General features: G+C 31.5%; 13 protein-coding genes and 1 tRNA gene. 13 read left to right on the plus strand and 1 reads right to left on the minus strand.

All coding sequences use genetic code 11. The annotated features are described in order from the left end of the window. The first annotated feature begins 34 nt into the window (after window positions 1–34). Together polA and coaE are read left to right on the plus strand one after the other, a co-directional pair. Complete coding sequence (polA, locus tag HMPREF0629_RS03130) at window positions 35–2,692, plus strand: DNA polymerase I (protein WP_009221921.1); 2,658 nt, start codon at window positions 35–37, stop codon at window positions 2,690–2,692. Next, the gene (gene coaE, locus HMPREF0629_RS03135) at window positions 2,679–3,281 is read left to right on the plus strand and encodes a dephospho-CoA kinase (RefSeq protein WP_009221922.1); all 603 of its coding nucleotides are present in this window, start codon (window positions 2,679–2,681) and stop codon (window positions 3,279–3,281) included. The genes polA and coaE overlap by 14 nt, the downstream gene beginning before the upstream one ends. A 94-nt stretch (window positions 3,282–3,375) precedes the next feature. On the opposite strand, the gene HMPREF0629_RS03140 is transcribed toward coaE, so the two are convergent. Next, window positions 3,376–3,461 (minus strand) — tRNA-Leu (locus HMPREF0629_RS03140). Window positions 3,462–3,744: 283 nt separating this feature from the next. Here HMPREF0629_RS03140 and rsxC point away from each other — a divergent pair. From rsxC to HMPREF0629_RS03195, 11 genes are all read left to right on the plus strand, one after another. Next, window positions 3,745–5,073: an electron transport complex subunit RsxC gene (gene rsxC, locus HMPREF0629_RS03145; protein ID WP_009221923.1), complete on the plus strand. Its 1,329-nt coding sequence runs from the start codon at window positions 3,745–3,747 to the stop codon at window positions 5,071–5,073. A gap of 11 nt (window positions 5,074–5,084) precedes the next feature. Beyond that, window positions 5,085–6,068 (plus strand): RnfABCDGE type electron transport complex subunit D, encoded by a 984-nt coding sequence (locus HMPREF0629_RS03150; RefSeq protein ID WP_009221924.1) that lies wholly within the window; start codon window positions 5,085–5,087, stop codon window positions 6,066–6,068. Then, window positions 6,069–6,656, plus strand: coding sequence for an FMN-binding protein (locus tag HMPREF0629_RS03155; RefSeq protein WP_009221925.1), 588 nt, complete (start codon window positions 6,069–6,071; stop codon window positions 6,654–6,656). A gap of 11 nt (window positions 6,657–6,667) precedes the next feature. After that, on the plus strand, window positions 6,668–7,264 hold the full coding sequence (gene rsxE / locus HMPREF0629_RS03160) for an electron transport complex subunit RsxE (RefSeq protein ID WP_009221926.1): 597 nt from the start codon (window positions 6,668–6,670) through the stop codon (window positions 7,262–7,264). Window position 7,265: 1 nt separating this feature from the next. Beyond that, window positions 7,266–7,844, plus strand: coding sequence for an electron transport complex subunit RsxA (rsxA, locus tag HMPREF0629_RS03165; RefSeq protein ID WP_009221927.1), 579 nt, complete (start codon window positions 7,266–7,268; stop codon window positions 7,842–7,844). Between the two features lie 10 nt (window positions 7,845–7,854). Further along, entirely contained in the window at window positions 7,855–8,805 is a 951-nt protein-coding gene (locus HMPREF0629_RS03170) for an RnfABCDGE type electron transport complex subunit B (protein WP_009221928.1), read from the plus strand. A 157-nt stretch (window positions 8,806–8,962) separates the two neighbouring features. Continuing rightward, a complete protein-coding gene (locus HMPREF0629_RS03175; protein WP_009221929.1) occupies window positions 8,963–9,475 on the plus strand; it encodes an NUDIX domain-containing protein in 513 nt (170 codons plus the stop codon). 208 nt (window positions 9,476–9,683) lie between these two features. After that, window positions 9,684–11,081 (plus strand): cysteine--tRNA ligase, encoded by a 1,398-nt coding sequence (cysS, locus tag HMPREF0629_RS03180; RefSeq protein WP_009221930.1) that lies wholly within the window; start codon window positions 9,684–9,686, stop codon window positions 11,079–11,081. Beyond that, complete coding sequence (locus HMPREF0629_RS03185; protein ID WP_009221931.1) at window positions 11,066–11,491, plus strand: Mini-ribonuclease 3; 426 nt, start codon at window positions 11,066–11,068, stop codon at window positions 11,489–11,491. The genes cysS and HMPREF0629_RS03185 overlap by 16 nt, the downstream gene beginning before the upstream one ends. Beyond that, a complete protein-coding gene (gene thyX / locus HMPREF0629_RS03190) occupies window positions 11,481–12,248 on the plus strand; it encodes an FAD-dependent thymidylate synthase (protein ID WP_009221932.1) in 768 nt (255 codons plus the stop codon). Before HMPREF0629_RS03185 ends, thyX begins: the two co-directional genes overlap by 11 nt. After that, on the plus strand, window positions 12,245–12,533 hold a 289-nt coding region (locus tag HMPREF0629_RS03195; protein WP_009221933.1), incomplete at its 3' end, for an RNA methyltransferase substrate-binding domain-containing protein. The genes thyX and HMPREF0629_RS03195, both read left to right, overlap by 4 nt.

The following is a 12,533-nucleotide window of genomic DNA, read 5'->3' on the forward strand; positions in this document are numbered from 1 at the left end:
ACTTTAATGTATAATTGTGTTAGGGAGTGATATTGTGAAAAAGAAAATACTTATTATAGATGGTTCATCTCTTTTTTTTAGAGCTTTTTATGCTTTGCCGCTTTTAAAAACTAAGAGAGGAATTTATACAAATGCAATATATGGTTTTATTATGATGCTTGAAAATGCAATTTCAAAAATAAATCCAAATAATGTTGTAGTATGTTTTGATATGAAAGGTAAAACTTTTAGATCTGATATTTACAAGGATTATAAAGGGACAAGACAGAAGACTCCATCTGAACTTGAACAACAATTTCCGATTGTAAGAGAAATTTTAAGTTTAATGAATATTAAAACTTTAGAGTCACCAATTTATGAGGCGGATGATATAGCGGGTACCATTTCATTAATTGCATCGGAAAATAATTATGAGTCGATTTTGCTTACCGGAGATAAAGATTATTTTCAGCTTGTTGATGACAATACAAAAGTTTTATTGACCAGAAAAGGAATTACGGATCTTGAAATAATTTCTGTAGAAAGTATTGAAGAAAGTTATGGAATTAATCCAAAACAATTTATAGATTTAAAAGGACTTATGGGAGATAATTCGGATAATATTCCGGGAGTACCCGGAGTAGGAGAAAAAACTGCGCTGAAATTAATTCATGAATATTCAAATATTGAAAATTTATATGACAACATAGATAATATTTCAGGGAAAAAGTTGAAAGAAAACCTTGAAACTAATAAAATGCAGGCGTTTATGAGCAAAAAGCTGGGAACTATTGTAAGAAATGTTCCTCTAGATATGGAAATAGACGATTTTGCATATGCAGATTATAATTTTGATGAGCTTTCAAAATTATATAGAGAATATGAATTTAATTCTTTATTACAAAGATTGCCGGTTGAATATCAGAAAGAGAATATAGTTGAAACATCAAGTGACGATTTTGAGTATAGAAATATGAGTATAGATGATATTATCTTTGAAATTAAAAATTCAAAGTCTTTTGCGTTTAAAATAATATCTGATGGTAAAATCTATGAAGGAATTATGCCTAATTTTATTGCAATTAAAGTTCAAAATGAAGCTACATGCATAATAAAAATTGATTGTAAAGAAGATATTTTAAAATTTAAAGATGTTTTTGAGGATGAAAACATAGAAAAATTAGGACATAATTTAAAAGAAGATATGATTACTCTTTTGAATTTTGATATTAACATAAAAAATTATACTCATGATAGTGAAATTGCAGAATATATTTTAAATTCCACAGAATCGAATTATGATATAAATAATATTTCAAACACATATTTCAGCAGAGGCTATAAGGATTTAGAAGAATTACTTGGAAAAGGTAAAAAGAAGATAAAATTTTCTGATTTAAAATATGATGAATTGTGTAAATATTTTTCATTTTACTTGAATAGCGTATATAAATTAAGAGATGTACAACTTGAAAAAATAAGAAAGCAGGAAATGGATGATCTTTATTTTGAAGTTGAACTTCCGCTCATAGAAGTTTTAAGTTCCATGGAATTAATTGGAATTAGGACAGATAATGCTATTTTAGATGAAATTGGAATTGATTTAGATAATAAAATTTTAAACCTTGAAAATGATATTTATGAAAAGGCAGGGGAGGAATTTAATATAAATTCTCCTAAGAAATTAGGACTTATATTATTTGATAAACTCGGATATCCTGTTCTTAAAAAAACTAAAACAGGATATTCAACTAATGCAGATGTACTTGAGAAGTTAAAAAAAGATGGAGATATTATAGATGATGTACTTGAGTATAGAAAGCTTGCAAAATTAAAATCAACTTATGTTGAAGGATTAAAAGAGTTAATAAATGTTGCAACAGGTCATATACATTCTCATTTTAATCAAACGATAACTTCTACAGGAAGGATATCATCAACAAATCCCAATCTTCAAAATATTCCGATAAAGACGGATGAGGGCAAGCTTATAAGAAAAGCATTTTTATCGTCAGAGGGGTGTGTGCTTGTTGATGCGGATTATTCACAGATAGAGTTAAGAGTGCTTGCCGATATTTCGAAAGATGAGAATATGATAAGTGCATTTGAAAATGATGATGATATTCATAGAAGAACTGCTGCCAAGGTTTTTGGAGTTGATTTTGAAGATGTAACACCGTCGTTAAGATCAAGAGCAAAAGCCGTCAATTTCGGAATAGTGTATGGAATTTCAGATTATGGTCTATCACAAAACCTAAATATTCCAAGAAAGCTGGCGCAGGAATATATTGAAAATTATCTTTTAACCTATGACGGAATAAAAAATTATATGACTGAAGAAGTAAAACTTGCAAAGAAAAATGGTTATGTTAAAACTATTTTAAATAGAAGGAGATATATTCCGGAGCTCTCCGCAAAAAACTTTAACATTAGAAGTTTTGGAGAGAGGATTGCAATTAATACTCCAATTCAGGGATCGGCAGCGGATATTATAAAAATTGCCATGGTTAAAGTTTACAGGGCATTAAAAGAAAATAATTTAAAATCAAAATTAATATTGCAGATTCACGATGAGTTAATAGTAGATGCAAGAGAAGATGAAGTTGAAACAGTGAAAAAACTAATGCGAAATATAATGGAAAATGCAGTTGAGATGGTTGTTAAATTAAAAGTGGACATGCAGACAGGAAGTAGTTTATATGACTCAAAATAAAAAAGTTATTGCAATAACAGGAAGTATTGCAACCGGAAAGAGTTTAGCAACAGATATTTTAAGAGAAATGGGCTACTTTGTAGTGGATGCAGATAGTATAGCGCATGAAATTTTAGAAGAAGATTTGATTTTAAATGAAATAAAAGATGCTTTTGGAGTTGAGTTTTTTAAAGATGGTAAATTAAATCGAAAGAAATTAGCGGATTATGTTTTTGGAAATAAAGAAAGGCTTGAGATTCTAAATAACATAACACACAAAAGAGTCTTTGAGAAAATAAATTTTGAAATAAAAAAAAGCAGCGAAAAACTTATATTTGTAGATATACCTTTATTGATTGAATTGAGAGGAGAATTATATAAGTATGATTTCAAGCCTGATATGATATGGCTTATATATTCAAACAAGGCGGTTCAGCTTAGAAGGCTTATGCAAAGAGATTCCATAGATGAAGTCTATGCATTAAGAAAAATAAATTCACAAATGAGTGTTGAAGAAAAGAAAAAATATTCAGATATAGTTCTGATTAACGAAAATAGTGTTGAAGATTTAAAAATACAAATTTTAAATGAAATAGAAAAATTAAAATAAAAGACTCGGAGTATATCCCGAGTCTTTTTTATATAAATTAAAAATATGTTTTTGTATCACCCATTTTATAAAACATAATAAAATATAAATAATATGGTGCGGAGAAAGGGACTTGAACCCTCACGCAATTACTTGCACATGCCCCTCAAACATGCCTGTCTGCCATTCCAGCACCTCCGCAATGTATTAATTATACATCATTACGAATAAAAAATCTATTTTTAAATTCAATTATATGTGAAAGCGATTTTATGATTTCGCAGTGTAGAATTATTTAATAAAAAAATAACAAAGTTTTTTTGCTGTCAAATGGCTGAATTTGAACAAAGTCATATAGCTTTATCAGTTTAGTATAAGGGTAAATTTGTTATTTTTTCAATATATTCAATATACATTGTAAAAAATAAGTGTTATAATAAAATTATTGTGAAGCAATTATAAATTAATTTAAGAGGTGAAGTTTATGAGTTCAAGGAATCTCACATTTTCTGTGGGTGGAGTTCATATGGACGAGCATAAAACTTTAACTGAGCATGTGCCAATTGAGAGAATGCCTGATCCTGAAATTGTTTACATACCGATGAGTCAGCATATAGGCGCACCATGTAGTCCTGTTGTAAAAAAAGGAGACATAGTTAAAGTCGGACAGGTTGTAGGAAATTCAGAAGCATACATATCAGCAGCAGTACATGCCTCTGTTTCCGGTACTGTTAAGTCTATTGAAAAAATGTACACTGCAGATGGAAGATATTGTGACTGTGTAGTTATTGAAAACGACGGCAAGAATGAGGTTGTTGAGCCTGATCCTATGCTTAACTACAGAGAAAAATCTATGGATGAAATTATTTCTTTTGTTAAAAACAAAGGTCTTGTAGGTATGGGAGGAGCAGGTTTTCCGTTACATGCAAAGCTTAGAAGTGAAAATCCCGGGCTTGACGAATGTGTTATAAATGGAGCGGAGTGTGAACCTTTCTTAACTTGTGACCATAGAATTATGGTTGAAAAGACTGAAGAAGTATTATCAGGTCTTGAAATATTTGCAGATTTCTATAATAAAGTTTCGTATATGGCAATTGAAGAAAATAAGCCTGATGCGATAGAAATAATGGAAAAGAAAATACATGAGAATCCAAAGTGGAGTAATTTGAAGGTTGTTGGTTGTCAAACAAAATATCCTCAAGGAGATTCAAAAAGACTTTCAGAGGCTGTACTTAATAGAATAGTGCCGCAAAACGGTGTAACTAATGATGTTGGTGTATTTTTGACAAATGTTGGAACTACGCTTGCTTTTTATGAAGCTATGATAGAGGGAAGATCATCTTATGAAAGAGTTATAACTGTAAGCGGATCCGGAATTAATATTCCAAAAAATATTTTAGTTAAGATAGGGACTCCTGTGAAAGACATAATAGATTTTTGTGGTGGGTTAAAGGATAATTTCATAGAAATAATTTGTGGAGGTCCAATGACCGGAAAATCAGTGTTTGATTTAAACAGTCCTATAACAAAAACCACTTCAGGTTTATTAATTTTTACGGATGAAGAAATAGAAAACACAAAAGAAACACCTTGTATAAGATGTTCAAGATGTGTAGATCATTGTCCTGCAAACATTAACCCTACAGATATAAATGCTGCAATCTTAAAAGGAAATGTTGATTTTTGTGATGAACTTCATGCAGATCAATGTATGGAATGCGGGATTTGTTCATTTGTTTGTCCGGCAAAGAGAAATCTTACTCAATCTGTAAAGCTTGCAAAACGTGAAATTAAATCAAGGGTTAAAAGATAGGAGGGGCGATAATGGAAAATAAAAAAATAGTAAAAGAGCCCGCAACATTAAAGGGCAATGAGTTTTTTGTTTCTCTTGCACCTCATTTAAGGTCAAAAGATTCTGTTCAGAGGATAATGCTTGATGTGATAATAGCATTAATACCTGCATTAGCAGGAAGTGTTTATTTCTTCGGGTTAAGAGCGTTGATGCTTGTTATGATTTGTGTAATTTCATGTGTTGCTACGGAGTATGTATTCCAAAAATTTATGCACAAAGAAATTCAGATTGCAGATCTATCTGCAGTGGTTACAGGTATCTTAATTGCATTTAACTTACCGGCAACTGCACCATGGTGGATGGCGGCATTCGGATCTATATTCTCTATTGCAGTTGTTAAGGAATGTTTTGGAGGTATAGGTTGCAATTTTATGAATCCTGCGCTTGCAGCTCGTATAGTTATAATGGCATCTTGGGCGAAAAAGATGACGGATTATGTAGCACCTGTTCGTCAAGTTGCAGTAGATGCGGCAACATCGGCAACACCGTTACAACTTATTAAGGCGGGAGATTTTACAAATTTACCGGCTTTGAAAGACATGATAATAGGAAACATATCAGGTGTAATAGGAGAGACGTCAGCAATATTGCTTTTAATAGGCGGCATATATCTTGTAGTTAGAGGAGTAATAAACTTCAGAATACCTTTAGTATATGTAATTACGACAATAGTATTTTTATTTATATTCGGAATTCCGGCAGAAATAATTCCTTATGAAGTATTTGGAGGAGGACTTTTCCTTGGAGCTATATTTATGGCTACGGATTATACGACAACGCCTATGAATAATAGAGGAAAAATAATTTTTGCTTTAGGATGTGGAATTATAACTGCTGTAATAAGAGTTAAGGGTTCACTTCCGGAAGGAGTATCATATTCAATATGTCTTATGAATGTTGCAACTCCACTAATTGATAAACTTACAAGAACAAGTGCTTATGGGGAGGCGAAATAAATGAAAGAACCTGTAAAATTTGGAATAATCTTACTTTTATTTTGTGCACTGTCAGCAGGGCTTTTAGCTGTGGTAAATGGATTTACAGCTCCTATAATTGCACAAGCCGAGCTTGAAAGCACATTAGAATCATACAAAGTTATATTTGGAGAAACTGCAGATGAATTTGAAGAGTATGATCAACAAAAATTAGCAGAAATTCAAAAAGTATATCCTGAAGTTTTAAATATATTTGTTGCAACAAAATCAGGCGAAGTTGTCGGATATGGAATTAATGTTACAACCAGCGGATTTGGCGGAGCAATGACAAATGCTATCGGAATAATATCTGAAAGTGATAGAATAGCAGGGTTTAGAAATATAGTTAATGCTGAAACCAAAGGATTTGGAACTCAAATAGAAGAAGAAAAATATTATTCTTCTTATAATGATAAGTCTGCAACAGGAGAACTTAAAATAAATATATCTCCTGAGGCGGAAGATGAAGTTCTTCAGATAAGTGGAGCTACAGTTACATCAAAAGCGGTGTTAGTTGGAGATAATATTGCACTTTCAGCGTATAATGAGTTTTTAAAGGAAAATAAATAGGGGGAAATTAAATGAAACTAAGACAAGTTTTTATAAACGGTATAATAAAAAACAACCCCATATTTATGCAGTTAATAGGACTTTGTAGTGTTCTTGCGATAACGAATACTTTACAAAGTGCAATTGCAATGGGAATTGCAGTAACATTTGTACTTATAATGAGTAATGGAGTAGTGTCAATTTTAAGAAATGTAATACCTGATAAAATCAGAATTCCATGTTTTATAGTTGTAATTGCCACATTCGTAACTCTTGTTCAAATGGTTTTACATGCTTATGCACCTGCAATCTATGGAGCATTGGGTATATTTTTACCTTTAATAGTTGTAAATTGTTGTATACTTGGAGAAGCAGAAGGATTTGCATATAAAAATAAATTAATTCCATCTTTAGTTGATGGTCTGGGAACAGGTTTTGGATACACATTGGCAGTAGTCAGTATGGGGCTTATAAGAGAGTTATTTGGATATGGAACTCTTTTAGAGAAACAAATACTTCCGGCGTCATATCCCGGAATAGGACTGATGGGAGCTCCGGCAGGCGCATTTATACTTCTTGGATTTCTAATAGCCGGATTTAAAAGAATTTTAGCAAATAGGGGGGAATAGTATGCTTAATAATATTATAACGATTTTAGTTTCTACAATTCTCGTAAATAACTATATATTTGCTCAATTCTTAGGTATATGTCCATTTCTTGGAGTATCTTCAAAAACAGAAACTGCAGTTGGAATGGGAGTTGCGGTAACTTTTGTAGTAGTAATAGCATCTGCTATTACATGGTGTTTACAAGTATTTATTTTAAATAAATTTGGACTTGAGTATTTACAGACAATAGTATTTATTTTAGTTATTGCATCATTAGTGCAATTTGTAGAAATGGTTATTAAGAAAACATCACCTGCACTATATACGGCAATGGGAGTTTATCTTCCACTTATAACTACAAATTGTGTAGTTCTTGGAGTAACGGTGCTTAATGTTCAAAATGGATATAATTTAATTGAAACTGTATTTAGTGGATTAGGAGCATCAATCGGTTTTACGCTTGCATTGGTACTTATGAGTACACTTAGAGAAAGACTTGCATTTGCGAATGTCCCTAAGGCATTGCAGGGAGTTCCTATTGCATTAATAAGTGCAGGGCTTATGGCTCTTGCATTTTCAGGATTTTCAGGGCTTGTATAGGGGGTAGAATATGGATTTTAAACTAATAATACTTCCAATGATAATATTAGCAGTAATTGGAGCAATATTTGGTGTGGTACTTTCAATAGCATCAAAAGTATTTGCTGTGAAGGTAGACGAAAAAGTTGCAGCAGTTAGAGATGTTCTTCCGGGAGCAAACTGTGGAGCCTGTGGATTTCCGGGATGTGACGGACTTGCACAAGCAATAGCCGAAGGAAAGGCTCCGGTAACAGCATGTGCTATAGGAGGTAAAGAGGTTGCAGACTGTATTGCAGATGTAATGGGTGTAAATGCAGGAAATGTAGATAAAATGGTTGCAAATGTACTTTGCCAAGGAACTTGCGGTAAAGCTAAAGAAAAATATAATTATAATGGATTGGTTGATTGCAGGCTGATTTCAGATTTTCAAAGAGGTTCAAAGTCATGTAACTATGGTTGTGTCGGAGGCGGAACTTGTGTAACGGTTTGTGAATTTGATGCGATTCATATAGTTGACGGGGTAGCAAAGGTAGATAAAGAAAAATGTGTTGCATGTAAGAAGTGTATAGAAATATGTCCAAAACATTTAATAGATTTAATACCTTATAAGGCAAAGACAGTTGTAGATTGTCATTCAAATGATGTCGGAAAAGATGTCAGAGTTAATTGTTCTGTAGGATGTATTGCTTGTAAGTTATGTGAAAAGAATTGTCCTAAAGATGCAATTCATGTGGTTGATAATCTTGCAAGAATTGACTATACAAAGTGTATAAATTGTGGAATTTGTGTTTCTAAATGTCCGACAGGGGCTATATTCTGTGAATATCCTGAAAGAGTGGAAAAGATGAAAGAAAGACAAAGGCTCGAAGCGGAAAAGAAAAAGCAAGAACTTTTAGAAGCTAAAAGAGCCCAACAAGAAGCGGCAGAAAAAGCTAATGCAGAAATTGTCAATTCTGATACTAAAGAAAAAGTTTTGAATTAATCTAAATAATAATTTATATAAAAGCACTGTAAAGGTGCTTTTATATTTTTGTGTAAAGAGTCATTTTGAAATTATGATAAAAATGAAAGTCTTTATAATAATGTAATTTACTAAATGAGAATTAATGGTTATAATGTTATTAAAGGTGGTAGTTTTTATGGCTGAATTTTGGGATATTTATAATAAACAAGGTAAAAAGAAGAATAAAGTTATAAGAAAAGGACAACCTTTATTAAATGGAGAATATCATTTAATTGTCGAAGGATGGATCAGATGTGGAGAAGATACTTTTTTAATTCAAAAGAGAAGTGCAAATAAAAAGTTATTTCCAAATATGTGGTATTGTTCCTTAGGAGGATCTGTTCAAGCAGGAGAAGATGCCAAGCAAGGTCTTATAAGAGAAGCAAAGGAAGAACTTGGGATAGATATTTCTAATGATTTAATAAAATTAAAGAGAATTATAACTGAAAATTACTGTATCTTTTACATTTATTTGATTGAAAGAGATATTGATTTAAAAGAAATAGTGTTACAAAAAGAAGAAGTTGCAGATGTTAAAATAGCAACCAAGTCTGAAATTTGTGACTTAATAAAAAATAATGAGATGATTTATCTTGATTATTATCAAAAATTTTTTGAGAATATTGAAAAGGTTCCTTATTTAAGATAAAATTATATAGTAATGACTGTGATGCAGGAGATTGTATTTAAACTTTTAAGAGAGTAGTCTTATTTGCTGAAAGAGATTATATAGTGAGAATACATGTGTGCACCTGTGGAGTTTTAGCATGTCGGCGTATAGACATTAAAGTTTTAATTAGAGTGGAACCACGATAATACGTCTCTTTATTGAGACTTTTTTTTATATGGGGGTATTTATGAGATTATACAACACACTTACAAGAAAAAAAGAAGAATTTAAACCTTTAAAAGATGGATTGGTAACAATGTATAACTGTGGGCCTACAGTTTATAATTATATTCATGTGGGTAATGCAAGACCTCTAACTGTATTTGATACACTTAGAAGATATTTTATTTATAAGGGTCTTGATGTAAAATTTGTTGTAAATTTTACAGATATAGATGATAAGCTTATAAATAAGGCAAATGCAGAAGGAATTACAGTAGCGGAAGTTGCGGAGAGATATATAAAAGAATTTAAGGTGGATGCAAATGGACTTCATTTATATGATTATGAAACATTAAATCCACGTGCAACAGAACATATAAATCAAATTATAGATTTCATACAAATCCTAATAGATAAGAATGCAGCTTATGTATCAGAAGGAGATGTATATTTTGATATTAATTCTGCAAAAGACTATGGGAAATTATCTCATAAGAAACTGGAAGATTTAATAAGCGGAGCAAGAGTTGATGTATCTGACATTAAGAAAAATCCCGCTGATTTTGCTCTTTGGAAGGCAAAAAAAGAAGGAGAACCATATTGGACGGCACCGTGGGGTGAAGGAAGACCGGGTTGGCATATAGAGTGCTCTGTTATGGCAAAGACACTTCTTGGAGAAACAATAGACATACATTCCGGTGGAGAAGATTTACAATTTCCACATCATGAGAACGAAATAGCACAATCTGAAACTTGTAATGGAGTTCCATTTGCAAAATTTTGGTTACACAACGGAATGATTACCGTTGATAATGAGAAAATGAGTAAGTCTAAAGGAAACTTTTTTACAGTTAGAGAAGTATCGGAAGAATTTAATCTTGAAGTACTTCGATTTTTCTTACTGGGTTGTCATTATAGATCACCAATTAATTTTTCAAGAGAGATAATGGAACAGACTAAAAACGGTTTAGAGAGAATTTATAATGCTAAATATAAATTAGAAGAATTTTTGGAAAATTGCATAGATAGAGAATTTAGCGATGAAGATAAAAAACAATTGGGAATTATAGCTGATGAAATTAAATTTTTTGAAGAATCTATGGAAGATGATATAAATACTGCCGATGCAATAACTGCAATTTATAATATTGTAAAATTCATAAATATAGAGTTAAATGAAGATTCAAATAAAAAATTAGTCGATGAAATTTATAATACATTATTAAGATTATCAAAGGTGCTTGGAATTTTAGAGCTCGAAAGAGAAAATATAGATGAAGAAGTGGAAAGGTTAATTAAAGAAAGAGAAGATGCAAGAAAAAATAAAGATTTTAAGCGTGCAGATGAAATAAGGGATATTCTTGCGTCAAAGAATATATTAATTGAAGATACAAGGACAGGTACAAAATGGAAGAGAGCTTAAAGTTTTTAGCACTTTCAAAAAAATATGATGAGAATTCTATAAGGGAACTGTCACCACTTGCCCTTGCGTTTTTAGGGGATGCAGTGTATGAACTTTTAGTTAGGACATATATTTTAAGTGAAAATAAAAATCCTAAGAAACTTCATATTGAGGCAATAAGTTATGTAAAAGCAAAAGCACAGGCAAATTCAATTCATAATATTTTAGACAGCTTGACTGAAGAAGAGATTGCTATTTATAAGAGAGGACGTAATGCAAAATCTCATACAATGCCTAAAAATGCTGATGTTTTAGATTATAGAGAGGCAACAGGATTTGAGTGTCTATTTGGATATTTATATCTTTTAGATAGGGGTAGTAGAATTTTAGAACTTTTTAAAAAAATGGAGGGGAATAAGAATGAAGGTTGAAATTATTGCGCACACGCCCAATCCTGAAGAGGTAATAGCACAAGCGGCTAAGTTGTGTTATTCTGCGGTAGGAGTTGGAGAAATTAAAGAAAAAATGACGGAAGAGAGCAGAGATAAATTTCTTTCAATGTTAATGAGTTTTTCTCATGCATCACCGCTTGAGCATGCAAGTTTTACTTTTGCTGTTGAAGGAGTTTCGAGAACTCTTACACATCAACTTGTGAGGCATAGAATAGCAAGCTATTCTCAACAGTCACAAAGATATGTAAGACTTGACAATTTTGAGTATATAATTCCACCTGAAATTGAAAAGGATAGCGAAGCTCTTGCAATTTATAAAGAAATTATGGAAAATGATAAGAAGGCATATCAAAAATTAACTGAAATTTTAATTGCAAATAAAGCTAAGAAGTTAATTGATAGAGGAATGGATGAAAAAAAAGCAAGGCGCCTTGTTGAAAAAGATTCTATTGAAGATGCAAGATATGTATTTCCTAATGCTTGTGAAACTAAAATAGTATTTACTATGAATGTTAGAACTTTGATACATTTCTTTGATTTAAGATGCTGTACAAGAGCTCAATGGGAGATAAGACAATTAGCAACGGAAATGTTAAAACAATGTAAGAAGATAAGTCCGATTTTATTTAAAGATTCCGGACCTGCATGTGTAAAGGGTCCTTGTAAAGAAGGAACTATGAGTTGTGGAAGAGCAAAAGAAATAAGAGAGTATTATAAAAAATTAGGTGAAGAATGAAAGAATATGTTTATGGAAGAAATCCTGTAATAGAAATTTTAAAGAATAAGAAAGCGGATAAGCTATATGTTCAAATGGGAAATTTTGAAGGCTCTATGAAGAAGATATATGCTATGGCAAAGGAACAAAATATTTTAATCACAGAATTGAACAAGAAGAAGCTTGATGAATTAAGCGAGGGGGCTAACCATCAAGGAGTTGTTGCTCTTGTAAGCGGATATGAATATTCTACACTTGAGGATTTAATTTTAAATGGAATAAATCAGATACTCATACTTGATAAAA

This window comes from Peptoniphilus sp. oral taxon 386 str. F0131, from assembly GCF_000090945.1.
Lineage (GTDB): Bacteria > Bacillota > Clostridia > Tissierellales > Peptoniphilaceae > Anaerosphaera > Anaerosphaera mikwangii.

Excerpts from the sequence above, each read along its gene's own strand:
- cysS (WP_009221930.1), top strand. The coding sequence starts at position 9,684 with ATGAGATTATACAACACACTTACAAGAAAAAAAGAAGAATTTAAACCT.
- HMPREF0629_RS03155 (WP_009221925.1), top strand. The coding sequence starts at position 6,069 with ATGAAAGAACCTGTAAAATTTGGAATAATCTTACTTTTATTTTGTGCA.
- thyX (WP_009221932.1), top strand. The coding sequence starts at position 11,481 with ATGAAGGTTGAAATTATTGCGCACACGCCCAATCCTGAAGAGGTAATA.
- rsxA (WP_009221927.1), top strand. The coding sequence starts at position 7,266 with ATGCTTAATAATATTATAACGATTTTAGTTTCTACAATTCTCGTAAAT.
- HMPREF0629_RS03175 (WP_009221929.1), top strand. The coding sequence starts at position 8,963 with ATGGCTGAATTTTGGGATATTTATAATAAACAAGGTAAAAAGAAGAAT.
- HMPREF0629_RS03150 (WP_009221924.1), top strand. The coding sequence starts at position 5,085 with ATGGAAAATAAAAAAATAGTAAAAGAGCCCGCAACATTAAAGGGCAAT.
- coaE (WP_009221922.1), top strand. The coding sequence starts at position 2,679 with ATGACTCAAAATAAAAAAGTTATTGCAATAACAGGAAGTATTGCAACC.
- HMPREF0629_RS03185 (WP_009221931.1), top strand. The coding sequence starts at position 11,066 with ATGGAAGAGAGCTTAAAGTTTTTAGCACTTTCAAAAAAATATGATGAG.
- rsxE (WP_009221926.1), top strand. The coding sequence starts at position 6,668 with ATGAAACTAAGACAAGTTTTTATAAACGGTATAATAAAAAACAACCCC.
- rsxC (WP_009221923.1), top strand. The coding sequence starts at position 3,745 with ATGAGTTCAAGGAATCTCACATTTTCTGTGGGTGGAGTTCATATGGAC.
- HMPREF0629_RS03170 (WP_009221928.1), top strand. The coding sequence starts at position 7,855 with ATGGATTTTAAACTAATAATACTTCCAATGATAATATTAGCAGTAATT.